The organism is Homoserinibacter sp. YIM 151385 (assembly GCF_027912415.1).
In the GTDB taxonomy this organism is placed as follows: Bacteria; Actinomycetota; Actinomycetes; order Actinomycetales; family Microbacteriaceae; genus Schumannella.
Genome location: NZ_CP115175.1, coordinates 1746517 through 1769408 on the forward strand (window position 1 = coordinate 1746517; position 22892 = coordinate 1769408).

At 72.7% G+C, this 22892-nt stretch carries 20 protein-coding genes and 3 tRNA genes; 15 read left to right on the plus strand and 8 right to left on the minus strand.

Features of this window, described 5'->3' with window-relative positions:
- The first annotated feature begins 196 nt into the window (after positions 1 to 196).
- From OF852_RS08470 to OF852_RS08490, 5 genes are read left to right on the plus strand one after another with little or no spacing between them, the layout of a single operon-like run.
- Positions 197 to 1456, plus strand: coding sequence for an ABC transporter substrate-binding protein (locus OF852_RS08470; protein WP_271118732.1), 1260 nt, complete (start codon positions 197 to 199; stop codon positions 1454 to 1456).
- Positions 1453 to 2361, plus strand: a complete 909-nt coding sequence (locus OF852_RS08475) for a carbohydrate ABC transporter permease (protein ID WP_271118733.1) — start codon at positions 1453 to 1455, stop codon at positions 2359 to 2361. The genes OF852_RS08470 and OF852_RS08475 overlap by 4 nt, the downstream gene beginning before the upstream one ends.
- A complete protein-coding gene (locus tag OF852_RS08480; protein WP_271118734.1) occupies positions 2358 to 3185 on the plus strand; it encodes a carbohydrate ABC transporter permease in 828 nt (275 codons plus the stop codon). Before OF852_RS08475 ends, OF852_RS08480 begins: the two co-directional genes overlap by 4 nt.
- 9 nt (positions 3186 to 3194) lie before the next feature.
- Positions 3195 to 4373, plus strand: a complete 1179-nt coding sequence (locus OF852_RS08485; protein WP_271118735.1) for an acyl-CoA dehydrogenase family protein — start codon at positions 3195 to 3197, stop codon at positions 4371 to 4373.
- On the plus strand, positions 4370 to 5737 hold the full coding sequence (locus OF852_RS08490; RefSeq protein ID WP_271118736.1) for an NtaA/DmoA family FMN-dependent monooxygenase: 1368 nt from the start codon (positions 4370 to 4372) through the stop codon (positions 5735 to 5737). The genes OF852_RS08485 and OF852_RS08490 overlap by 4 nt, the downstream gene beginning before the upstream one ends.
- A gap of 116 nt (positions 5738 to 5853) precedes the next feature.
- Here the strand turns inward: OF852_RS08490 and OF852_RS08495 are convergent.
- The 3 genes from OF852_RS08495 to OF852_RS08505 form a co-directional block, all read right to left on the minus strand.
- A tRNA-Met gene (locus OF852_RS08495) sits at positions 5854 to 5927 on the minus strand.
- A 25-nt stretch (positions 5928 to 5952) separates the two neighbouring features.
- Positions 5953 to 6024: transfer RNA gene (locus OF852_RS08500), tRNA-Thr, on the minus strand.
- 39 nt (positions 6025 to 6063) lie between these two features.
- Complete coding sequence (locus OF852_RS08505) at positions 6064 to 6195, minus strand: hypothetical protein (RefSeq protein WP_271118737.1); 132 nt, start codon at positions 6193 to 6195, stop codon at positions 6064 to 6066.
- A 72-nt stretch (positions 6196 to 6267) separates the two neighbouring features.
- On the opposite strand from OF852_RS08505, the gene glgX reads away from it, so the two are divergent.
- The 6 genes from glgX (at position 6268) to OF852_RS08535 (ending at position 14852) form a co-directional block, all read left to right on the plus strand.
- Entirely contained in the window at positions 6268 to 8526 is a 2259-nt protein-coding gene (glgX, locus tag OF852_RS08510; protein ID WP_271118738.1) for a glycogen debranching protein GlgX, read from the plus strand.
- Between the two features lie 56 nt (positions 8527 to 8582).
- Positions 8583 to 10892 carry a malto-oligosyltrehalose synthase gene (gene treY / locus OF852_RS08515; protein ID WP_271121146.1) on the plus strand — a complete coding sequence of 770 codons (2310 nt, stop codon included), beginning with the start codon at positions 8583 to 8585 and terminating at the stop codon, positions 10890 to 10892.
- Positions 10889 to 12583 carry a malto-oligosyltrehalose trehalohydrolase gene (treZ, locus tag OF852_RS08520; protein WP_271118739.1) on the plus strand — a complete coding sequence of 565 codons (1695 nt, stop codon included), beginning with the start codon at positions 10889 to 10891 and terminating at the stop codon, positions 12581 to 12583. The genes treY and treZ overlap by 4 nt, the downstream gene beginning before the upstream one ends.
- Positions 12584 to 12711: 128 nt before the next feature.
- Positions 12712 to 13140 (plus strand): YciI family protein, encoded by a 429-nt coding sequence (locus OF852_RS08525; RefSeq protein ID WP_271118740.1) that lies wholly within the window; start codon positions 12712 to 12714, stop codon positions 13138 to 13140.
- Positions 13141 to 13159: 19 nt separating this feature from the next.
- Positions 13160 to 14461, plus strand: coding sequence for an RNA polymerase sigma factor (locus OF852_RS08530; protein ID WP_271118741.1), 1302 nt, complete (start codon positions 13160 to 13162; stop codon positions 14459 to 14461).
- 166 nt (positions 14462 to 14627) lie between these two features.
- Complete coding sequence (locus tag OF852_RS08535) at positions 14628 to 14852, plus strand: hypothetical protein (RefSeq protein WP_271118742.1); 225 nt, start codon at positions 14628 to 14630, stop codon at positions 14850 to 14852.
- Positions 14853 to 14863: 11 nt separating this feature from the next.
- Here OF852_RS08535 and OF852_RS08540 read toward each other — a convergent pair whose 3' ends face one another.
- Complete coding sequence (locus OF852_RS08540; RefSeq protein WP_271118743.1) at positions 14864 to 16321, minus strand: sugar porter family MFS transporter; 1458 nt, start codon at positions 16319 to 16321, stop codon at positions 14864 to 14866.
- A 107-nt stretch (positions 16322 to 16428) separates the two neighbouring features.
- Between OF852_RS08540 and OF852_RS08545 the strand changes: the two genes are divergently transcribed.
- The 3 genes from OF852_RS08545 (at position 16429) to OF852_RS08555 (ending at position 19381) form a co-directional block, all read left to right on the plus strand.
- Positions 16429 to 18075 carry a glycoside hydrolase family 13 protein gene (locus tag OF852_RS08545; RefSeq protein ID WP_271118744.1) on the plus strand — a complete coding sequence of 549 codons (1647 nt, stop codon included), beginning with the start codon at positions 16429 to 16431 and terminating at the stop codon, positions 18073 to 18075.
- Positions 18076 to 18180: 105 nt separating this feature from the next.
- Entirely contained in the window at positions 18181 to 19185 is a 1005-nt protein-coding gene (locus tag OF852_RS08550; RefSeq protein ID WP_271118745.1) for a hypothetical protein, read from the plus strand.
- A gap of 10 nt (positions 19186 to 19195) precedes the next feature.
- Entirely contained in the window at positions 19196 to 19381 is a 186-nt protein-coding gene (locus OF852_RS08555) for a hypothetical protein (RefSeq protein ID WP_271118746.1), read from the plus strand.
- A gap of 93 nt (positions 19382 to 19474) precedes the next feature.
- Here the strand turns inward: OF852_RS08555 and OF852_RS08560 are convergent, their stop codons facing one another.
- A complete protein-coding gene (locus OF852_RS08560; RefSeq protein ID WP_271118747.1) occupies positions 19475 to 20239 on the minus strand; it encodes a M23 family metallopeptidase in 765 nt (254 codons plus the stop codon).
- A 115-nt stretch (positions 20240 to 20354) separates the two neighbouring features.
- Positions 20355 to 21167, minus strand: a complete 813-nt coding sequence (locus OF852_RS08565; protein ID WP_271118748.1) for an inositol monophosphatase family protein — start codon at positions 21165 to 21167, stop codon at positions 20355 to 20357.
- Positions 21168 to 21220: 53 nt separating this feature from the next.
- Here OF852_RS08565 and OF852_RS08570 point away from each other — a divergent pair, with 53 nt between their 5' ends.
- Positions 21221 to 21718, plus strand: coding sequence for a GNAT family N-acetyltransferase (locus tag OF852_RS08570; protein WP_271118749.1), 498 nt, complete (start codon positions 21221 to 21223; stop codon positions 21716 to 21718).
- A 55-nt stretch (positions 21719 to 21773) separates the two neighbouring features.
- On the opposite strand, the gene OF852_RS08575 is transcribed toward OF852_RS08570, so the two are convergent.
- Together OF852_RS08575 and OF852_RS08580 are read right to left on the minus strand one after the other, a co-directional pair.
- Positions 21774 to 21858, minus strand: a tRNA-Tyr gene (locus OF852_RS08575).
- 214 nt (positions 21859 to 22072) lie between these two features.
- Complete coding sequence (locus OF852_RS08580; RefSeq protein WP_271118750.1) at positions 22073 to 22873, minus strand: lytic transglycosylase domain-containing protein; 801 nt, start codon at positions 22871 to 22873, stop codon at positions 22073 to 22075.
- Positions 22874 to 22892: the final 19 nt, after the last annotated feature.

Consider the following 22892-nt stretch of genomic DNA (forward strand, 5'->3'; position numbering starts at 1 on the left):
TGAGTACCGGTACATAGTATCGCTGAATAGCGGGGGCGCAAGAGGGGATGCGGCGGGCAAGTCGTCGTGTGACGTCACGTGTCGACGTGTGACGTCGGGTGTCGGCGTGTGACTCGAACGACACCGCGACAGGCGTCGGCTTCCTAGTCTGCGAGTGCGCCGGATCCCGCCGGCCCCCTGTCGAGAGCAGAGCCCGATGCCCGCATCCCGAGTTGTCCGAATCGTCGCCGTCGCCGCCGCCGCGGGTCTCGCGCTCACCGGCTGCGCCATCTCCTCCGACGGCGGCGCTGCGGACGGGAGGACCACCCTGACCTTCTGGAGCTACTACAGCGGCACCCAGGCCGACTGGCTCGAGGCGCAGGTCGCCGCCTTCGAGAAGGCGAACCCCGACGTCTCGATCGACATCGTGCAGACGGTCGGCGACCAGCAGGATCAGAAGCTGCTCGCCTCGGTGGCGACCGGCACGACCCCCGACCTCTTCATCAACAACATCGTCGTCGACTACCCCACGCTCGTCGCGGGCGGCGTCACCGCCGACCTCAGCGACTACTGGGACGCCTACGGGGACGCGGACATCTACCCCGAGGCCGCCGCCTGGCGGACCGACGACCGGGTCTACAACCTGCTGCCCTTCACCAACCTCATCGGCCTCTATGCGAACGAGGACATCCTCGGGGAGGTCGGCATCGACGAGGTCCCCACGACGCTCGACGAGCTGGACGCCGCGCTCGAGGCGGTGGAGGCGGACGGCCGCCACAAGGGCATCGCGCTCTCCGGCGCGCCGAGCGTCGAGGGCGCCTGGCTGTTCGCCCCGCAGCTGCTCGGCCTCGGCGTCGACTACTGCGGCTTCGAGGGCGCCGAGGTCGACGCCGCCTTCGCGCGCATCGAGCGCTGGGCGCAGTCTGGCTCGACGCCGCAGGCCACCGCGACCTGGGATCAGACGGACGCCTGGCAGCAGTTCGCGACCGGCGACTACGCCTTCGGCATCAACGGCAACTGGAACCTCGGGAACGCCGCCGAGGTCGACTTCGACTGGAGCACGTCGCAGTACCCGGCCCCGGCCGGCGGCGAGAGCATCGTCTACCCGGGCGGGGAGGGCTTCGGCATCGGCGCGAAGTCCGAGCACAAGGACCTCGCCTGGCAGTTCATCGAGCAGGCCGTGCTGAGCCCCGAGGCAGGCGAGGCGATCTTCGAGGCCGCCGGCTCCATCCCGGTGCGCACCGACACCGCGGAGCTGCCCGCGATCGCGGAGAACGCGGCCGTCCAGCCCTTCGTCCGCGCCGCCCAGACCGCCGGCACGTGGCCGAACAACGAGAACACGGCGAGCATCCAGACCGCGCTCGGCGAGGCCGCGAGCAGCGTCTACTCGGGGCAGACGGGTGCCGCACAGGCGAGCGCCGCCGCGATCGAGGACGTCGCCGCCGCGATCGAGGACGGCGGCGGGACCTGCTCGTGACCTCGGCACCGGGCGCCGCGGTCGGCGCACGCCGCCGGCCGCGCGCCCGGACCCCGATCTGGTTCCTGATCCCCGCGGCCGGGCTGCTCGGCGGATTCGCCGTGTACCCGCTGATCGTCCTCGTCCGGATGTCGACGAGCGACGTCGGCCCGACGAACATCATCGGGGAGTGGTCCGCGGTCGGCCTGGCCAACTTCGCCGCCGCCGTCGCAGACGACGAGCTGTGGGCGGCGATCGGACGCACCTTCGCCGTCGCCGCCGTGCTGCTGGTCTCGAACTTCGTGATCGGCTTCGCGGCGGCCTCGATCCTCGCCACCGGCGGACGGATCACGGACGCCGTGCTCGGCCTCCTCGTCTTCGTCTGGGCCCTCCCGCCGCTCGTCTCCGGGAGCACCTGGAAGTTCCTGCTCGACGACTCCGGCCCGGTGAACACCGCGCTCGAGGCGCTCGGCGCCGAGCCGGTGTCGTGGCTGGCCTCGCCCGACCTCGCGCTGTTCACCCTCTCCGCGATCATCGCCTGGGCGGCGCTGCCGTTCTCGATCCTCGTGATCCGCGGCGGCCTGCTCGCGGTGTCGCCCGAGCTCGTCGAGGCGGCCGCGCTCGACGGCGCCGGCTACTGGCGCACCCAGCTGCGGATCGTGCTCCCGCAGCTGCGCGCGACGCTCGGCATCCTCGGCATCCTCACCGTGCTCTACGCCTTCAAGAGCTTCGACTTCTTCTACGTCACGACGCAGGGCGGCCCCGGCACCACCACGACGACCCTTCCGGTGCTCGCCTACCGCGCGGCCTTCAGCGACTTCCAGATGAGCGAGGGCGCGACGGTCGCGCTCATCTCGATGCTCGTGGTCGCCGTCTTCGCGGTGCCCTATGTGCGCGCGGTGCGCCGAGAGGAGCAGCACGCATGATCTCCCGCCCGACCCGGACCGCCTTCCGCCTCCTCGCCGTCGTCCTCGGGCTCGCGTACCTCGTGCCGCTCGTCTGGGTCGTGCTCACCTCGTTGAAGACGCGCCAGCAGGTGCTCGAGGACCCGACCGGGATCCTCTTCACTCCGACGCTCGCCACCTACGCGGATGTCGTCCTCGACGGACTCGGCGCGATCGCCACCTCCCTGCAGATCGCGGTGCTCACGACCGCGGCGGTGCTGATCCTCGCGGTTCCGGCGGCCTACGCGCTGTCGCGCCGCGGCGGTCGGCGCTGGGGCGGAGCCGTCGCGATCGCGCTCGCGACGCTGCTCGTGCTGCAGATGGTGCCGCAGCCGATGACCGTCATCCCGCTCTACAGCGTGCTCGCCTCCTGGGGGCTGCTCGGCTCGCTCGGCGGCCTGATCGTCGCGGACATCGCGCTGCTCCTGCCGTTCGCGATCATGCTGCTCCGGCCGTTCGCCCTCGCCGTCCCCGAGGAGGTCTACGAGGCCGCGGAGCTCGACGGCGCCGGGCGCTGGCAGACCTTCCGCTCGATCACGGTGCCGATGCTCGGCAACGGCATCGCGACCGTGCTCGCCATCGTCTTTATCTCGACCTGGGGCGAGTTCGTCTACGCCATCAACTTCCTCCCCCAGGGCGTCGTGCTCCCCGTCAGCGGGCTGCTCGCGCAGCAGAGCTCCGTCTACTCCACGGAGTGGAACAGCCTCATGGCGCTCGCGGTCATCACCTCCCTGCCGCTCCTCCTCGTCTTCCTCGTCTCCCAGCGCCGCCTGGTGAGCGGGCTCTCCCTCGGCGCCGTCAAGTAAGGACCACGCATGCCACTCGACCCCGACCTCATCGCCGCGATCCGCGCCGGCGCCGTGCAGCGCGACCGGGACCGCGAGCTCCCGCACGAGCAGATCCGCGCGCTGCTCGACGCCGGATTCGGCAGCGCCCGCGTCCCGCAGGACGACGGCGGCGAGGGCATCGCGGTCGTCGAGCTCGTCGAGCGGCTCATCGAGGTCGCCGCCGCCGACGCGAACGTCGCCCATGTCTTCCGGGGCCACCTCGCGGTGGTCGAGCAGCAGTTCTTCGAACCGGATGCCGAGCGGCGGGCGCGGTGGATCCGCCGCATCCTCGACGGCGAGCTGATCGGCAACGCCCAGTCGGAGGTCGGGGGCACCGCCGATCTGTCGACGACGCTCACCGAGACCCCCGACGGCCTCCGGCTCGACGGGCGCAAGTACTACACGACGGGCAGCATCTACGCCGACTGGATCGACCTCTCCGCCCGCTACCGAGGCGAGGACCACCAGGTGCTCGTCTCCACGCACCAGGACGGCGTGACCTCGATCGACGACTGGAAGGGCTTCGGTCAGCGCCTCACGGGCAGCGGCACCACGACCTTCACCGCCGCGCTCGTGGAGGAGCGCGAGGTGCGACCGTACTCCGCCGACGACGACGGGTTCCGGCACCCCTACCTGATGGGCTTCTTCCAGCTGGTGCTCCTCGCGGTCGTCGCGGGCATCGGGCGGGCGGCGCTCCACGACGCCGTCGAGTACGTCCGGCCGCGACGGCGCATCTTCGGGTACGCGGGCGAAGCGCTCCCCCGCGAGAACGCCCTGGTCCAGTCCGTCATCGGCCGCCTCTCCTCCTCCGCGCACGCCGCCGAGGCGATCACCCTGCACGCCGCGCGCTCCCTCGACACCGCGCTCGACGGCCTCCGGCGAGGGCACGGCGATCCGGAGCGATTCACGCAGGCTCAGCTCGACGTCTACCGCGCTCAGCAGACCGTGCTTCCACTCGTCATCGACGCCGCGAGCGAGCTGTTCGAGGTCGGCGGCGCCTCCGCGGTCGATCGCGACGCCGCGCTCGACCGGCACTGGCGCAACGCGCGCACCATCGCCACGCACAACCCCGCTGTCCACCGATCCCGCGCCATCGGCGTCTGGGAGCTCGACGGCACGGCACCCGAATGGTCGATCCCGGTCGTGACGAAGGCGACGGGCGCATGACCAAGCAGCTCGTCGCCAACGTGTTCGAGATGAACACCCCCGGCCACATCACGCACGGACTCTGGCGCCAGCCCGACAACCAGCGCGAGCGCTACACGCAGATCGAGTACTGGATCGAGCTCGCCCGCCTCGCCGAGGCCGGCGGCTTCGACGCCATCTTCCTCGCCGACGTCATCGGGGCCTACGACGTCTACGACGACGACTTCGCACCTGCCGTGCGCCGCGGACTGCAGATCCCGAACAACGACCCGATGCTCCTCATCCCCGCGATGGCGGCGGTCACCGAGCACATCGGCTTCGGCGTGACCTTCTCGACGACCTACGAGCCCCCCTTCGCCTTCGCGCGGAGGATGTCGACCCTCGACCACCTCACGAAGGGGCGCGTCGGCTGGAACATCGTCACCTCCTACCTCCCGAACGCCGCCCGCAACTTCGGCCTCGCCGAGGAGATCGAGCACGACCTCCGCTACGAGATCGCGGCGGAGTACATGGAGGTGCTCTACAAGCTGTGGGAGGGATCGTGGGACGACGACGCCGTGCTCGTCGACAAGCCGGGCGACCTCTACGCCGACCCCTCGAAGGTGCGCCGCATCGACCACGTCGGCCGGCACTTCCGCGTCGCCGGGCCCCACCTCTCCGAGCCCTCCCCGCAGCGCACGCCCCTGCTCTTCCAGGCCTCCGCCTCCAGAGCCGGCATCGCCTTCGCCGCACAGCACGCAGAGGTCCTCTTCACCGCCGACCGTCCGGCCGGCGCGCTCGCCGCGAACATCGCGAGCATCCGAGAGGCCGCCGTCGCCGCCGGCCGGCGCCCGGACGACACCCGCTTCCTCGTGATGGCGACCGTCATCGTCGGCCGCACCGAGGAGGAGGCCCGCGCGAAGCTCGAGCGCTACCGCGGCTACCGCGACGCCGAGGGCGCGTTCGTCCACATGAGCGTGCCCTTCCATCCGCTCCAGCACCCGGATGACATCACCGTCCGAGAGGCGCTCGAGCGCGAGGGGCGACACGACGTCGTCGCGCGCGGCGGGCTGCCGCTCCACCTCACGGTCGGCGCCTTCCGGCGCGCGGTCGACGAGGCCTGGGACGAGCGCTTCCTCGCCGTCGGCACACCCGAGCAGGTCGCCGACACCATCGAGCACTGGCTCGATGTCGACGGCATCGACGGGATCAACCTGCGCCAGTACCACTCCTTCGAGACCGTCCGCGACTTCGCGGAGCTCGCGGCACCGGAGCTGCGGCGCCGCGGCCGTCTCCGCGAGTCCTATCGGCCCGGCGAGACCCTTCGCGAGCGGATCTTCGGCGAGGGCGCGCGACTGCCCGAGCGGCACCGAGCGGCGCGCTACCGCGGCGGCGCCGGCCTCTGAGGCGTGCGTGCGGGCATGCGCGTGCGCGGCGCCCCCGATGACGGGACTGCGCGAAGCCATGCGCGATGCGCGAGACGCGAGGTGACCACCTGCGCGACGCAAGGCGGTCCTGAGAGTAGCGAGGGCGGGACTCGAACCCGCGACACCACGATTATGAGCCGTGTGCTCTAACCACCTGAGCTACCCCGCCGGGTGCATCCCGGTGACGGATGCAGAGCCCCCTGTGGGAATCGGACCCACTACCTCTTCCTTACCAAGGAAGTGCTCTACCAATGAGCTAAGGGGGCGCGCGAAACAGGCTGAAGCCGCCTCGGCACCAGAGCACTCTAGCATCCGGCGACCGCGCCGCCGGACGCCCCCGAGCGGGGAGCGGAGGCGCCGAGGACCTCGCTCCAGAACGCCGCGAGACCTCGGGGATCCTGGGCATAGAACGTGATGTTGCCGACTCTGGCCGTCATGCGGGAAGACTAGACCCGGCGCCCGACACGGCAGACGGCTCGGCGCCACACCACCACGACGAGAGGCACTTCGTGCAGACCTGGCCCGGCTCCGCCTATCCCCTCGGGGCGACCTTCGACGGCAACGGCACCAACTTCGCGCTCTTCAGCGAGGTGGCCGAGCGCGTCGAGCTCTGCCTCTTCGAGGACGATCCCGACGGCTCGGGCCTCGTCGAGACGCGCGTCGAGCTCATCGAGGTCGACGCCTTCGTCTGGCACGCCTACCTCCCGGGCGTCCAGCCCGGCCAGCGCTACGGCTACCGCGTGCACGGACCGTGGGATCCCGCGAACGGGCTCCGCTGCAACCCCGCGAAGCTGCTCCTCGACCCGTACGCGAAGGCGACCTGCGGCGAGATCCGCTGGGGGCAGTCCCTCTTCTCCTACGACTTCGGCGACGAGGACTCCTTCAACGAGGAGGACTCGGCGGCCGACATGATGCTCGGCGTCGTCGTGAACCCCTACTTCGACTGGACCGGCGACCGCCACCCCCGCACCCCGTACAGCAGCACCGTCATCTACGAGGCGCACGTCAAGGGCATGACGATGCTGCACCCGGAGGTGCCGGAGGAGCTCCGCGGCACCTACAACGGCCTCGCCCACCCGGCGATCATCGAGCACCTGCAGAAGCTCGGCGTCACGGCGATCGAGCTCATGCCGGTGCACCAGTTCGTCAACGACTCGACGCTGCAGGAGAAGGGCCTCTCGAACTACTGGGGCTACAACACGATCGCATTCCTCGCCCCGCACTCGGGCTACTCCGCCGCAGGCGCCCTCGGCCAGCAGGTCCAGGAGTTCAAGGGGATGGTGCGCGCGATGCACGAGGCGGGCATCGAGGTGATCCTGGATGTCGTCTACAACCACACGGCGGAGGGCAACCACCTGGGCCCGACGCTCTCGATGCGCGGCATCGACAACGGCGCCTACTACCGCCTCGTCGAGGGCGACGAGAAGTACTACATGGACTACACCGGCACGGGCAACTCGCTCAACGTCGGCCACCCGCACTCGCTGCAGCTGATCATGGACTCGCTCCGCTACTGGGTGACCGAGATGCACGTCGACGGCTTCCGCTTCGACCTCGCCTCGGCGCTCGCCCGCGAGCTCCACGACGTCGACCGGCTGGCGGCCTTCTTTGAGCTCGTGCAGCAGGACCCGATCGTCAGCCAGGTGAAGCTCATCGCCGAGCCCTGGGATGTCGGTCCCGGCGGCTACCAGGTCGGCAACTTCCCCCCGCAGTGGACGGAGTGGAACGGCAAGTACCGCGACACCGTCCGGGACTTCTGGCGGGGCGAGCCGGCGACGCTCGGCGAGTTCGCCTCCCGCATCACCGGCTCCGCCGACCTGTACCAGCAGGACGGCCGCCGCCCCGTCGCGTCGATCAACTTCGTGACCGCCCACGACGGTTTCACCCTCCGCGACCTCGTCTCGTACAACGAGAAGCACAACGAGGCGAACGGCGAGGACAACAACGACGGCGAGAGCCACAACCGCTCCTGGAACATGGGGGCGGAGGGCGCGACCGACGACGAGGCGATCTGGGCGCTCCGCGCGAAGCAGCAGCGCAACTTCATCGCGACGCTGTTCCTCTCGCAGGGCGTGCCGATGCTCGCCCACGGCGACGAGCTCGGCCGCACCCAGGACGGCAACAACAACGTCTACGCGCAGGACTCCGAGCTGAGCTGGGTGCACTGGGACGAGGCGGACCGGCCGCTCGTCGAGTTCACCGCCTCCCTCGCGCGCCTCCGCCGCGAGCACCCCACCTTCCGCCGCAGCCGCTTCTTCGACGGGCGCCCGGTGCGCCGCGGCGAGGGCGAGCCGCTGCCCGACATCGAGTGGCTGCAGCCGGACGGCGGCGTCATGTCGCCCGAGGACTGGGAGGCCGGCTTCGGCAAGGTCGTCGGCGTCTTCCTCAACGGCGAGGGGATCCGCGGCCGCGGGCCCCGCGGCGAGCGCATCGTCGACCGGAGCTTCCTCGTGTACTTCTCGGCGCACGACGGCGACGTCGAGGTGACGATCCCCGACAACGGGGCCGGCACCCGCTGGGAGGCCGTGGTCGACACCGCGGCCCAGGCCGGCTGGGCGCCGATCGGCGGCGGCGCGAGCTTCACGCTCGCGGCGCACTCGCTCGTGGTGCTCCGCGAGCACGAGGCGGAGGAGGTCGCGGACGACTCGGTCGCGGCGTCGATCGCGACCCAGCGGGTCGCCTCGGCGGCCGGGCCCGGCGCGGGCGGCGCGGGCGACTCGGGCGACTCGGACGATGCGGGCGACGCCGAGCCGGAGGCGTCCGCGTGAGCGTGCGCCGCATCCCCCGCTCCACCTACCGACTGCAGCTCACCGCCGACTTCACGATGCAGGATGCGGCGGCCGTCGTGCCCTACGTCCGCGCGCTCGGGGCGGACTGGCTCTACCTCTCGCCGATCCTGCAGGCGACCCGCGGCTCGGGTCACGGCTACGACGTGACAGACCACCGGGTCGTCGACGAGGAGCGCGGCGGCCCCGAGGGTCTCCGCGTGCTCTCGGAGGCGGCCCGCGCGGCCGGCCTCGGCATCCTCGTCGACATCGTCCCGAACCATGTCGGCGTCGCGAAGCCGGTCGAGAACCCGTGGTGGTGGGATCTGCTGCGGAACGGGCGGGAGTCCGAGCACGCCGGGGCGTTCGACGTGGACTGGGCCTTCGGCGAGGGGCGCGTGCGCCTGCCCGTCCTCGGCGGCACCATCGAGGAGGCCGCGGCGGCCGGCGAGCTGCGCGTCGAGGGCGAGGAGCTGCGCTACTTCGAGCACCGCTTCCCGCTCGCGCCCGGCAGCGCCGACGACGGCGCCGACGCGCTGACCGTCCACTCGCGTCAGCACTACGAGCTCATGAACTGGCGCCGCGCGGACGCCGAGCTCGACTACCGCCGCTTCTTCGCCGTCAACGAGCTCGCCGCGATCCGCGTCGAGGACGACGCCGTCTTCGACGCGAGCCACGCCGAGATCCTGCGCTGGCTGCGCGAGGGCCTCGCCGACGGCCTCCGCGTCGACCACCCGGACGGCCTCGCCGATCCGGGCGGCTACCTCAAGCGCCTCGCCGCCGTGACGGACGGCGCCTACGTGCTCGTCGAGAAGATCCTCGAGCCCGGCGAGGAGCTGCCCGCGTTCTGGGCCGCCGACGGCACGACCGGCTACGACGCGCTCGCCGAGATCGACGGCCTCCTCGTCGACCCCGCCGGCGAGGCCCCGCTCACCGCACTCGACGCGGAGCTGCGCGAGCGGCTCGGCACGCCGACCGGCTGGCAGGACCTCATCCACGCGACCAAGCGCGGGATCGCCGACGGCATCCTCCGCTCGGAGGTCCTGCGGCTCGTGCGCGACGCGCGGCCGCAGCTGCCGCCCGGTGCCGACGAGGCGCGCGTGGCGGACGCCATGGCCGAGCTGCTCGCCGCCTTCCCCGTCTACCGCTCCTACCTCCCGGCGGGTGTCGAGCACCTCGCGCACGCGCTCGCGGAGAGCCGGCGCCGCCGCCCCGAGCTCGGTGCCGAGCTCGACCTGCTCGCGCCGATCCTCGGCGATCCGGCCACGGATGCGGCCCGCCGCTTCCAGCAGACGAGCGGCATGGTCATGGCGAAGGGCGTCGAGGACACCGCCTTCTACCGGGTGTCGCGGCTCGCGAGCCGCACCGAGGTCGGGGGCGACCCGGACCTGTTCGCGCTCGCGCCGTCGGACTTCCATGCGGCGCAGCGCCGGCGGCTCGCCGCCTCCCCCGACTCGATGACGACGCTCTCGACGCACGACACGAAGCGCGGCGAGGACACCCGCGCCCGCATCCACGCGATCAGCGAGATCCCGGACGAGTGGCGCGCCTTCGTCGAGGGCCGGATGCACGCGCACCCGCTCGGCGACGGCCCGCTCGAGCACCTGGTCTGGCAGACGATCGTCGGGTGCCGGCCGCGCGAGCGCGAGGCGCTCCACGGCTACGTCATGAAGGCCTCCCGCGAGGGCGGCACCTCGACCACCTGGACCGCCCCCGACGAGGCCTTCGAGTCGCGCCTCCACGCGCTCGTCGACGCCTGCTTCGACGACCCCGAGACGGTCGCGGCGCTCGACGCGATCACCGCGCGGCTGCGGCCCGCGGGCTGGTCGAACGGGCTCGCGGCGAAGCTGCTCCAGCTAGCCGGCCCCGGCGTCCCCGACGTCTACCAGGGCTCCGAGCTCTGGGAGCGCTCGCTCGTCGACCCCGACAACCGGCGCTCGGTCGACTTCGCGGAGCGCGCCGGCATCCTCGCGGCGCTCGACGCCGGCGAGCTGCCGGAGCTCGGCGAGGACGCGGCCGCGAAGCTGCTCGTCACGAGCCGCGTGCTGCGCCTGCGCCGCGACCGGCCGGAGCTCTTCGAGCGCTACCGACCGCTGCCCGTCGTCGGCGAGGCGGCCGCGCACGCGGTCGCGGTCGACCGCGGTGGCGCGATCGCCCTCGCGACCCGGCTGCCGATCGGCCTCGCCGACGGCGGCGGCTGGCGCGGCACCCGCGTCGTCCTCCCCGGCGGACGGTGGCGGGACGCGCTGACGGGCGCCGTGCACGAGGGCGGCCCCGCCGCGCTCGCGGCCCTGCTCGATCGATACCCGGTCGCGCTCCTCGTGCGCGACGACGACCACCGCGACGAGACGACGGAGGATGCGGCATGAGCTCGAGCGTCTGGGCCCCCGCGGCCGAGCGGGTGAGGATCCGGATCGACGGCCACGCGCACGCCATGGTGTCGATCGGCGGCGGCTGGTGGTCGGGCCCCGAGCCCCGCCCCGGGCAGCGCTACGGCTTCCTCCTCGACGACGACGAGACGGCGCTGCCCGACCCGCGCGGCCGGCGGCTGCCCGACGGCGTGCACGGCGAGAGCGAGGCGACCGCGCCCCTCCCGCCGACGGATGCCGCCTCCACCGGCTGGGCGGGTCGCCCGCTCGAGCGGGCCGTCATCTACGAGCTGCACCTCGGCACCTACTCCCCCGAGGGCACCCTCGACGGCGCCGCGGCGCGGCTCGACCACCTCGTCGAGCTCGGCATCGACTTCGTCGAGCTGCTGCCCGTCAACGGCTTCAACGGCACCTGGAACTGGGGCTACGACGGCGTCGCCTGGCACACCGTGCACGAGGGCTACGGCGGCCCCGAGGCGTACCGCCGTTTCGTGGACCGCGCGCACGCGCTCGGCCTCGGCGTCATCCAGGACGTCGTCTACAACCACCTCGGGCCCTCGGGCAACTACCTCCCCCGTTTCGGCCCCTACCTCGTGCAGGGCTCGCGCAACACCTGGGGCGACACGGTGAACCTCGCCTCACCCGAGGTGCGGCGCTACATCCTCGACAACGCGGCCATGTGGCTCGGCGAGTACGGCGTCGACGGGCTGCGACTGGATGCGGTGCACGCGCTCGTCGACGACGGCCCCGTGCACCTGCTCGCCGAGCTCGGCGCGGAGACCGATCAGCTCAGCGCCCGGCTCGGCCGCCCGCTGCACCTCATCGCCGAGTCGGACCTCAACGACCCGGTCATGTTCGAGGCACGGCCGGAGGGCTACGGGCTGAGCGGCCAGTGGAGCGACGACTACCACCACGCCGTGCACGTCGCGCTGACGGGCGAGACGAGCGGCTACTACGAGGACTTCGCCGACCCGGAGGCGCTCGGCCGGGTCTGGTCGCGCGGCTTCTTCCACGACGGCACCTTCTCCTCCTTCCGCGGGCGCGAGCACGGCCGCCCCGTGCCCGCCGCGACCGAGCCGTGGCGCCTGGTCGAGTTCTCGCAGGACCACGACCAGATCGGCAACCGCGCCGCGGGCGACCGGCTCACCGCATCCCTCTCGCCCGAGCGGCTCGCCGTCGCGGCGGTGCTCACCGTCATGGCGCCCGGCACACCGATGCTCTTCATGGGCGAGGAGTGGGGCGCCCGCACCCCGTGGCAGTTCTTCACCTCGCACCCGGAGCCGGAGCTCGGCCGCGCGACCGCGGAGGGCCGCATCGCCGAGTTCGAGCGCATGGGCTGGGATCCGGATGCCGTGCCCGACCCGCAGGATCCGGCCACCTTCGAGCGCTCCAAGCTCGACTGGGCGGAGCCGGAGCGCCCCGAGCACGCGGCGCTGCTCGATCTCTACCGCCGCCTCATCGCGCTCCGCCACGAGCTCCCCGCCCCCGCGCGGATGGACGAGCTCACGGCGGAGCCCGGCCCGCGCCCCGGCCAGTGGCGCCTCGGCCGGGGTGCCGCCCACGTCCTCGTGAACCTGGCGCGCGAGCCCTGGGATCTCGGACCCGTCGGCGAGCTCCGCCTCGCGACGGTCCCCGGCCTCGATGCGGGCCACCTCGTCCTCCCCGCGGACTCGGCCGCCGTCACCGACTGACCCGGTCTCCCCGCCGCACCCGGGAACCGGTACAAGTCAACGAGATCCGGTGTCGATCCGGCATGTCCCCGTTCGACGCATGAGTGAGAGGGTCGAGACACGGCCCCGGAATCGAGGAGTGAACCCCCATGAAGTACATGCTCATCATGCGCCAGCCCGCCGAGGTCGAGCTCCCCGCGGACCTCGACTTCACCGCCATCGTCAACGCGATGGGCGCCTACAACGAATCGCTCATGGAGGCGGGCGTCCTGCTCGCCGGCGAGGGCCTCGCCCCCGCCGAGGAGGGTCTCGTGATCGACTTCGAGCAGACCCCGCCGCTCGTCACCGATGGGCCCTACGGCGAGGTCAAGGAGCTGTTCAACGGCTTCTGGATCATCCAGACCGCCACGCGCGAGGAGGCGGTCGAGTGGGCGAAGCGCTGCCCGCTGGGCCCCGGCATGAAGCTCGAGCTGCGCCGGGTGACGGAGACCGAGGAGTTCGACCAGGAGAACGAGTACGTGCAGAAGGAGTACGGCTGGCGCGAGCAGCTCGGCACCGACAAGCCCGTCGGGGCCTGAGCGGCGCGGAGCGGACGCCGTGTCCCAGCGCGGGGCGGAGGCCGGGGCCGAGCAGGCCGCGGCGTCCGCCCGTCGGCGGGTGGAGGCGGTGTGGCGCATCGAGTCGGCGCGCATCGTCGCGACGCTGACGCGGGTCACGGGCGACTTCGGGCTCGCGGAGGATCTGGCGCAGGAGGCGCTGCTGGATGCGCTCGCGCAGTGGCCGCGCGACGGGGTCCCCGCGAATCCGGGCGCGTGGCTGACGGCGGTCGCGAAGCGGAGGGCGATCGATCTGTGGCGCCGACGCGAGCGGCTGGATGCGCGGCTCGCGGCGATCGCGCACGATCTGGAGGAGGGGCAGCGGCGGGATCCGGAGGCGGCCCCCTGGGATCCGGATGAGATCCAGGACGACGTGCTCCGGCTGGTCTTCATCGCCTGCCACCCGGTCCTGTCGCGCGAGGCGCAGGTGGCGCTCACGCTGCGGGTGGTGGGCGGCCTCACCTCGGAGGAGATCGGGCGGGCGTTCATGATCCCGACCGCGACGGTGCAGCAGCGCATCGTGCGGGCGAAGCGGACGCTCGCGGCGGCGCACGTGCCCGTCGAGTCGCCGCCGCGGGAGGAGCACCGCGAGCGCCTCGCCTCGGTGCTCGGCGTCGTCTACCTGATCTTCAACGAGGGCTACGCCGCGACCTCGGGGCCGGACTGGATGCGGCCGGAGCTCGCGCTGGAGGCGGTGCGCCTCGCGCGCGTCCTCGCGAGCCTGGTGCCAGGCGAGTCGGAGGTCCACGGCCTCCTCGCCCTGCTCGAGCTGCAGTCCTCGCGCTTCGCGGCGCGGGTGACGCGCGAGGGTGAGCCGGTGCTGCTCGGCGACCAGGATCGACGCCGCTGGGATCGCGGGGCGATCGCGCGCGGGCGCGCGGCCCTCGCGCGCGCGGATGCGCTGGGCCGGGGACGCGGCGCCTTCGCCCTGCAGGCCGGGATCGCCGAGTGCCACGCGGTCGCGGCGTCGACGGCGTCGACCGACTGGGAGCAGATCGTGGTGCTCTACGAGGCGCTCGGGCGGATCGCGCCGTCGCCGGTGGTGGAGCTGAACCGCGCGGTCGCCGTCTCGATGGCGACGGGGCCGGCCTCCGCGCTCCGGATCGTCGAGGAGCTGGAGCGCGACGGCTCGCTCGCCGGCACGGCGATGCTGCCGAGCGTCCGGGGCGAGCTGCTGGCCCAGCTGGGGCGGCGCGAGGAGGCCGTCGACGCGCTCGCGGAGGCGGCGCGCCGCGTCGGCAACGAGCGGGAGCGCGACGTGCTGCTCGGCAAGGTGCGGGCGCTCGAGGAGGGTGCGCGCTGAGCCTTCTTCGGCTCACAGATGATCGTCGGACGCAAGGGCTTCCGTGGCCGCGCTCCCACGTGGTGTCATCGTCGTATCCAGGCTTCTTGTACCCGACGAGGGCTCCCGAGGATCGGCGCGTGCCCCCGCACCCGCCGGGATTCCGAGCGAGACGAGGTACGTCCCCATGGCCACCACGATCCGGGCCGGCGCCGTCGGCGCCGAACCGCTGCAGCTCCGCGTCGCCGAGGTCGTCCCCGGCACCTTCCGCGTCGACATCGACACGCACACCATCGGCTACGTGGTCCGAGCGGGCCGCGTCTACGTGACCCTCGAGGGCCGCGTCTACAACACCTCCGTCGAGATCGCGCAGTCGCTCGACCTCGACGCCGCGGTCGACGCGCTCCGCTAGCGCGAGCGGCGTCAGCGCTTCGCGCCAGCCTTCGCCTTCGCCGAGCCCTTCGGCGGGAACAGCGTCTCCGCCTCCTCGAGCGAGATGCCGTTCGTCTCCGGCACCACCTTGAACACGAACACGAAGGAGAGCAGCGCGAACAGCGCGTAAAGTCCGTAGGTGATCGCGAGCGAGAGCTCGGCGAGCGGCGGGAAGCTCACCGTCACGAGGAAGTTCGCGATCCACTGCGCCATCGCGCCGACGCCGAGCGCGCGGGCGCGGATCCGGTTCGGGAAGATCTCGCCGAGCAGCACCCACACGAGCGGCCCCCAGGAGGCGCCGAACGCGACCACGAAGAGGTTCGCGGCGATGAGCGCCACCGGCCCCCAGGCACCCGGCAGGCTCGGGTCGCCGCTCGAGACGTCGGCCTGGCTGAACGCCAGCGCCATGGTCCCGAGCGCGACCGTCATCCCGATGGAGCCGGTGAGCAGGATGGGGCGGCGGCCCACGCGGTCGACGAGCGCGATCGCGATGAGGGTGACGAGGATGTTCGTCACCGAGGTGATCGTCGAGATGAGGAAGGAGTCGGACTCCTCGAAGCCGACCGACTGCCACAGGGTCGTCGAGTAGTAGAAGATCACGTTGATCCCGACGAACTGCTGGAAGATCGAGAGCACGATGCCGACCCACACGATCGGCTTGAGCCCGAAGCGCGGCCCGCGGAGGGTGCCCGTCTCGGCCGCCTGGGCATCCTGCTCGATCTGCCGGTGCATGTCGCGCACCGCGCGGTCGACCTCGTCCTGCGACATGAGCCGCCCGAGCACCTTCCGGGCGTCGTCCTCGCGCTCCTTGATGAGGAGGTAGCGCGGCGACTCGGGGAGCAGGAGCGCGATGACGCCGTAGACGACGGCGGGCACGGCCCCCGCGAGGAACATGAGGCGCCAGGCGGCCAGGCCGAAGAGCCCGGGCTCGGAGGCGCCGCCCGCCGACTCGGCGAAGAGCTGATCGCTGAGCAGGGCCGCGAAGATGCCGACCGTGATCGCGAGCTGCTGGAGGGAGGCCAGCCTCCCGCGGAGGTGCTTCGGCGAGATCTCGGAGATGTAGGCGGGCGCGACGACCGAGGCGATGCCGATCCCGAAGCCGCCGACGATGCGCCACACGATGAGGTCGGCGACGCCGAAGGCGAAGCCCGTGCCGAGCGCGCTCACCAGGAACAGCACCGCGCCGACGATCATCGTGGGGATGCGGCCGAAGCGGTCCGCGATCCGGCCGGCCAGGTAAGCGCCGACCGCGCAGCCGAGCAGGGCGGAGGCGACCGAGAAGCCCTTCACGAAGTCGGAGAGCGCGAACTCGTCGGCGAGCGCGTCGACCGCGCCGTTGATGACCGAGGAGTCGAAGCCGAAGAGGAACCCGCCGATCGCCCCCGCCACCGCGAGGCCCACCACCTTCGCGCTCGTGCCCGATCCGCTCGTCCCCTGCGCGCCGCTCATGCCCACGACGCTACGCCCGGGCCGCGACCGCATCCGGGCCGCGGCGGCCGATCCTCAGCCCGTCTCAAGGTCGCGGCGCACGCACCCCACCTCCTAGGCTGGAGCGCGTGACTGCCTCGAACGAGTGGTGGCGGACCGCCGTCATCTACCAGATCTACCCCCGCTCCTTCGCCGACGGGAACGGCGACGGCATCGGCGACCTCGCCGGCATCACCGGCCGCCTCGACGCCGTGGCCGAGCTCGGCGCGGACGCGATCTGGCTGTCCCCCTTCTTCACCTCGCCGCAGCGCGACGCCGGCTACGACGTCGCCGACTACTGCGACGTCGACCCGCTGTTCGGCACGCTCGCCGACTTCGACGCCATGCGCGAGCGGGCGCACGCGCTGGGCCTCAAGGTCATCGTCGATCTCGTCCCGAACCACTCCTCGAGCGACCACCCCTGGTTCCAGGATGCGCTGGCCGCGGCACCCGACAGCGGCGAGCGCGGCCGCTACATCTTCCGCGAGGGCCGCGGCGACACGGGCGAGCTGCCGCCGAACAACTGGCAGTCGGTCTTCGGCGGCGACGCCTGGACCCGCGTGACCGAGCCCGACGGCACGCCCGGCCAGTGGTACCTGCACCTCTTCGACAGCTCGCAGCCCGACTTCGACTGGACGAACGAGGAGGTGCGGAAGCTCTTCCGCGCCGTCCTCCGCTTCTGGCTCGACCGCGGCGTCGACGGCTTCCGCGTCGATGTCGCGCACGGCCTGGCCAAGGTGGACGGCCTCCCCGACTACACGCCGCCCGCCGACTCCGGCTCCATGGGCGGCGACGAGCCGGACGTGCCGTACTGGGCGCAGGACGGCGTGCACGAGATCTTCCGCGACTGGCGCCGCATCCTCGACGAGTACGAGCCGGCCCGCATCCTCGCCGGCGAGGCCTGGGTGCAGCCGATCTCGAAGCTCGCGAACTGGGTGCGCCCCGACGAGATGCACCAGACCTTCAACTTCGGCTACCTCGAGACGGCCTGGGATGCGGGCGCGCTCCGGGCGGTCGTCGACAGCTCGCTCGACTCCTTCGGCTCCGTCGGGGCGCCGAGCACCTGGGTGCTCTCGAACCACGACGTCATCCGCCACACGAGCCGCCTCGCGCTGACCCCGCCGCCCGTGCAGGGCTCCGGGATCGGGCCGCGCACCCAGCCCAAGCCGGATGCCGTCGTCGGCCTCCGCCGGGCGCGCGCGGCGACCGCGTTCATGCTCGGCCTCCCCGGCTCCAGCTACCTCTACCAGGGCGAGGAGCTCGGCCTCCCCGAGGTGGCCGACCTCCCCGACGAGGCCCGCGAGGACCCCACCTTCCTCCGCACCGGCGGCGAGCTGTACGGCCGCGACGGCTGCCGCGTCCCGCTCCCCTGGGAGGCGGCGGCGCCCGGCACCGGCTTCAGCACGACGGGTGCCAGCTGGCTGCCCCAGCCGGCGTTCTGGCCGTCCTACGCGCGCGATGCGCAGCGCGGGATCCCGGGCTCGACGCTCGAGTTCTACCGCGAGGCGCTCGCCGCCCGCCGTGCGCACGGGCTCGGCTCGGGCGCGCTCGAGTGGGTCGAGGGCACGGGCGAGGGCCTGCTCGCCTACCGCAACGGCGACGTGCTCGTGATCGCGAACGTCTCGGCCGGCGCGGCGCCGCTGCTCGACGGCGAGGTCATCACGGCCTCGGGTCCGCTCGGCGAGGGCGTGCTGCCCGGCGACACGACGGTCTGGCTGCGGGCACCGAAGGGCTGAGCGGGTCGGGCGGACAAGCCGCCTCGGCGGCTGGCCTGTGGATAACACGCACTCCGTGTTTCGCACCGAAATAGGTTGGTTGCCAACCGATCGAAAGGTGCCACCGTGAACAGCTCCATGGCGACCGAACTCCCACCCACATCACCTCCCGCACGTCGCATCGCGGCGGCGGTCGCGGCGACGGCTGTCGTCGCGAGTCTCCTGCTCGCTCCGCCGGCCGAAGCCGCCGAGCTCGACCCGCTCGACGCGGTCGCGGGCGCAGTGGCCGCGAACGACGATCCCGGACTCGACCCGCGCCGCGAAGCGCTCCCACTCGACGAGCCGGCCCGAGCCGGGGCGCTCGCCGTGGCCGAAGGCGAGCTCGCGCGCGTCCAGTTCCCGTCGGACGCCGGCGAGCCGATCATCCTGACGGACGCAGGAGGCGACGAGGCCATCGGCATCGAGCTCCCGATCGCCGACGACGTGGATGCAGATGGCACAGTGCGCGGCGACGCGGCCGCCTACACGGGCGACGCGCTCGACGTCGTCGCCACGGCGTCCGATGACGGCGTGCGCATCGCGACTGTCCTCGCCGACGCTGATGCGCCCACGGATCACGTCTACCGGCTCGACCTGCCGGATGGCGCCGAACTTAGGCCGGACGGCCGCGGTGCCATCGTGGTCGACACCGAGAGCAGGCGGGCGATCGCCACCATTGCCGCGCCCTGGGCGCTGGATGCGCGCGGGCGCGCTGTCCCCACCCGATATGAGATCGGCGGACCCACCCTCACCCAGATCGTCGATCACCGTCGCGGCGACGTCGCGTACCCGGTCGTCGCCGACCCGACACTCAAGCACTTCGGATGGGGCGTCCGCATAAAGTTCAGCAAGACCGAGACGCGAAACCTCTCGCGCCAGGACGGCGCCGCAGGCGCTGCGGCGTTCTGCCGCGCGATCAGCGCCACGGTTCCCGGCATCGTGTGCGCGGCGCTCACCGCCGTCACCGTCGCACGCTGGCTCGGCACCTTCAAGACCGCAGCGGCGAAGGGGAAGTGCGCCGAGCTCCACTATGTGTGGGGAACCGGTCCGGCGCTGTGGTCCTCGCACGTATCGTCGAGCTGCCGAGGCTGAGGGGGATCGAATGAGCATCCTCAGCAGCCTCGCCCGCAGCGCCGTCCTCGTCGTCGTCGTCGGCGCCGTTGTCCTCGTCTTCGGCGGGACCCTCACCCAGCTCATCATCATGACGCTCGGCATCGTCATCGTCGGGCTCGTCACCGACCTCGTCCGCGCACGTCGTCGAGGACCTCAGGACCGCGACCGCCTTTGAGGGAGGGCGGTTGCGTAGCGAGGGCCGGAGCGCCGGGATGGCGCGCCGGCCCTCGTCCGCATCTCCGCTCCTCGACCGGCGGGGAAGCGGGCCTCAGCCGACGTTCGTCTGCAGCCAGGCGTAGGGGTCGACCTTGGTGCCGTCCACCGCGATCTCGAGATGCAGGTGCGGGCCGGTCGTGGCACCCGTGCGGCCGACCGTGCCGATGAAGTCGCCGATGCTGATCTTCTGGCCGGCGCGAAGCGGGCTGGAGCCGCGCTGCATGTGCGCATAGGTCGTGGTGACGGTCGAGCCGCCGATGGAGTGCGTCAGGGTGACGTAGTTGCCGAAGCCGCCCGAGCCGTCCTCGTGGATGGTGACGACGCCGCTCGCGATCGCGTAGATCGGCTTGCCCTCGCCGGGGAGGAAGTCGGTTCCCTCGTGCATGGAGGAGCAGCCGGAGCAGGGCGAGACGCGGGGGCCGAAGCCGTCCGACATCCGGACCTGGCCCGGGAACGGCCAGCGCACGGTGCCGGCGGTCGCGAGACGCGGGTAGACGCGGGTCGCCGTGAAGGTCGCGGCGGCCGGCGCCTGCGGCTTCGGCTTGGCCTTCGCGGTGAACCCGTCGCGGTCGACGGCGACGGCGGCGACCTCGCCGATGGCGAGCGACTGGACGGTCGTCTCGGCGGCGATGCCGCTCGGCTCGGCCTCGGCGCGATGCTGTCCGGGCGAGAGGAACGCATCGGCGGGGACGGAGAGCCCGACGGCGAGCGCCCCGACGCCGAGCATGGCGCCCATCGAGAGGAGCTGACGGCCGAGGCCGGGGCGGGCGTGGCGCCCGGAGCGCGCGCGTGACTCGCGTCGGCTCCTGGGGTTCATGCGCAGTGCTCCATCATCGCCGTGGCGATCGGTCTCGGGTGGCGGGCTGAGCCCGCACGCATCGGGTCCGTCGATGGTAACAATTCCCTAACGGCGACTCCACCCCGCGTGCGGGTCACACGTCCCAGTCGAGTGCCCCGGCCTCCCGCACGGCCCGCTCGAGCACGACCGCCAGCTCGGGGTGCGCGGCGATGCAGAGCTGCCGGTCGGGCGCCGCGCCGTCCTTCCCGAGCACGAGCGCGCCGGCCTCCCGCGCGATGAGGACGCCGGCCGCGTGATCCCAGGGGCTCAGGGTGCGCTCGTAGTAGGCGTCGAGCCGCCCGCACGCGAGGAAGGAGAGGTCGAGGGATGCGGTCCCGGGCCGGCGCAGGTCGCGCACCTGCGGGAGGAGCCGCGCGACGACCTCCCCCTGCCGGCCCCGCGTCTCGGCCGAGTAGGCGAAGCCGGTGGCGAGGAGCGCCTGCGAGAGCTCGACGGGCGCGCGCACCGCGATCGGCTCGCCGCCGAGCCGGGCGCCCTCGCCGCGGGCGGCGTCGAAGGTCTCGCCGCTGGCCGGGTTGTGCACGGCGGCCGCGACCGCATCCCAGGTGAGCGGGTCCGGCTCCCCCTCGACGACCGCGATGCTCACGGCGTAGTGCGGGATGCCGTAGAGGTAGTTGACGGTGCCGTCGATCGGGTCGACCACCCAGGTGAGCCCGCTGGTGCCGCCCGTCGTGCCGCCCTCCTCGCCGAGGATGCCGTCGTCGGGGCGGGCCTCGAGGATGCGGCGGCGGATCAGCTCCTCCGTCTCGCGGTCGGCCGCGGTGACGATGTCGACGGGGCTCGACTTGCTCGCGGCGACCTCGACCCCCTCGGCCCGGCGGCGTGCCGCGAGGGCGCCCGCCTCGATCGCGATGTCGCGGGCCAGGTCGCGCAGCTCGATGCTCATGCCCTGAGCCAACCACACGCGGCGCGCCCGGGGCGACGGCATAGGCTCGGCGGGTGGTCCTCGACTTCCGCATCCGCGAGACGACCGCGGACGACTGGCGCGACGTCCGCGAGCTGCGCCTCGAGATGCTCGCCGACACCCCGCTGGCGTTCCTCGAGCGCCTGCCCGACGCCCGCGCCCACGGCGAGGCCGTCTGGCGGGCCCGCGGCGAGCGCGGCTACCTCGCCGCGATCGACGCCTCGGGCCGCTGGCTCGGCACGATGGGCTGGGCGCGCCCGCGCGACGGCGAGGCCTCGCCCGTGCTCGTCGGCGTCTACGTCACGCCGTCGGCGCGGGGCCGGGATGCGGGGGTCGCCGATGCGCTGCTCGCGGGCGTCGAGGAGGAGGTCGCCCGGTACTGGGACCGCATCCTCCTCGAGGTCAACGAGGAGAACCCGCGGGCGATCGCGTTCTACGAGCGGCACGGCTACGAGCCGACCGGCGAGTGGCGCCCGTACCCGCTGGACCCGCGGCAGCGCGAGCTGGAGATGGCGAAGCGGCTGCTGCGCTGAGCTCGGTCGGCGGGAGGAGAACGGCCCCCGGCGCGAGGCGCTGCGGGGGCCGTGCTGGTGGCGAGTGAGGGATTCGAACCCCCGAAGGCTGAGCCGTCTGATTTACAGTCAGATCCCTTTGGCCGCTAGGGTAACTCGCCGAGGCGCGCCCGTCCCGTGTAGTCACCGACCGGAAGCGCTCGGATCAGGATACAAGGAAATCCGGGCCCGTCGAACCAGCGCCGAGCCGGCGCGAGATCAGGATCCGCGTCGGCGGCCGCACCCTCGGCGCCCGTCGCCGGCAGCGTCCGCGGGGCTCGCCGATCGCGCTCCGCGCGGCGTCTCCTGAATCCGCGCCATCAGCACCGAGCCAGCTCAGCGGCCGGCGGCATCCCCGTAGCCGGTGCCGGCCTCGGCGACGAGCCCCGCATAGCTGTCGGCGCTGTTGTAGCTCGCGATCGCGACGCGCCAGCCGCGCTCCCCCGAGAGGTCCTCGCCCGAGCGGCACAGGTAGTTCGCGGCGCTCAGGACCGCGTCGTCGATGTTCTGCGGGTCGGCGCGGCCGTCGCCCGAGCCGTCGGTGCCCCAGTTGCGCCACGCCTCGGGGATCATCTGCATGGGCCCCACCGCGCGGTCGTAGTCGGCGTCGCCGTCGATCCGGCCGCCGTCCGAGTCGGGGATGTGGGCGGTGCCGTCACCGGCGAGCGCCACCCCGAAGATCCCGGGCTGGGCGGTGCCGCGCTCGTCGAGCGCGTTGCCGTCGTAGCTCGCGTGCCGGCTCTCCACCCAGCCGACCCCGGCGAGCGTCGACCACGACAGCCCGCAGGAGGGCAGCTCGCCCTGTTTCGCAAGCGCCGCGCCGGCGTAGGCCGCGAGCACGCGCTCGGGGATGCCGGTCCGTCCGCTCTGCACGGCGACCCAGTCGGCGTCGACCCGGGCCGTGATCCCGTCGCCGTAGCCGGAGCCCGCGGTCGCCGCCATCGGCACCGCGGCGGGCGGGGCCCAGTCCGCGGGCGCCGCCGCCGCATCCTCGCCCGCGTCCTCGCCGCTCCACGCCGTGCTCAGCCAGCCGATGCGCTCGAGGCCGCCGAGGATGACGAACCCGGCCGCGCACGCGGTGCCCACGAGGACCAGCGCGCTCGCGAGGGCGATGACGAGGATCCGGGATCGGGGCACCGATGAGTTCTAACATGAG

What these genes read in the sequence shown, in the direction of transcription:
- OF852_RS08470 (WP_271118732.1), top strand. Translation starts at nt 197, where the DNA reads ATGCCCGCATCCCGAGTTGTCCGAATCGTCGCCGTCGCCGCCGCCGCG.
- OF852_RS08480 (WP_271118734.1), top strand. Translation starts at nt 2,358, where the DNA reads ATGATCTCCCGCCCGACCCGGACCGCCTTCCGCCTCCTCGCCGTCGTC.
- OF852_RS08485 (WP_271118735.1), top strand. Translation starts at nt 3,195, where the DNA reads ATGCCACTCGACCCCGACCTCATCGCCGCGATCCGCGCCGGCGCCGTG.
- OF852_RS08490 (WP_271118736.1), top strand. Translation starts at nt 4,370, where the DNA reads ATGACCAAGCAGCTCGTCGCCAACGTGTTCGAGATGAACACCCCCGGC.
- OF852_RS08505 (WP_271118737.1), bottom strand. Translation starts at nt 6,195, where the DNA reads ATGACGGCCAGAGTCGGCAACATCACGTTCTATGCCCAGGATCCCCGA.
- treY (WP_271121146.1), top strand. Translation starts at nt 8,583, where the DNA reads ATGCAGGATGCGGCGGCCGTCGTGCCCTACGTCCGCGCGCTCGGGGCG.
- treZ (WP_271118739.1), top strand. Translation starts at nt 10,889, where the DNA reads ATGAGCTCGAGCGTCTGGGCCCCCGCGGCCGAGCGGGTGAGGATCCGG.
- OF852_RS08525 (WP_271118740.1), top strand. Translation starts at nt 12,712, where the DNA reads ATGAAGTACATGCTCATCATGCGCCAGCCCGCCGAGGTCGAGCTCCCC.
- OF852_RS08535 (WP_271118742.1), top strand. Translation starts at nt 14,628, where the DNA reads ATGGCCACCACGATCCGGGCCGGCGCCGTCGGCGCCGAACCGCTGCAG.
- OF852_RS08540 (WP_271118743.1), bottom strand. Translation starts at nt 16,321, where the DNA reads ATGAGCGGCGCGCAGGGGACGAGCGGATCGGGCACGAGCGCGAAGGTG.
- OF852_RS08555 (WP_271118746.1), top strand. Translation starts at nt 19,196, where the DNA reads ATGAGCATCCTCAGCAGCCTCGCCCGCAGCGCCGTCCTCGTCGTCGTC.
- OF852_RS08560 (WP_271118747.1), bottom strand. Translation starts at nt 20,239, where the DNA reads ATGAACCCCAGGAGCCGACGCGAGTCACGCGCGCGCTCCGGGCGCCAC.
- OF852_RS08565 (WP_271118748.1), bottom strand. Translation starts at nt 21,167, where the DNA reads ATGAGCATCGAGCTGCGCGACCTGGCCCGCGACATCGCGATCGAGGCG.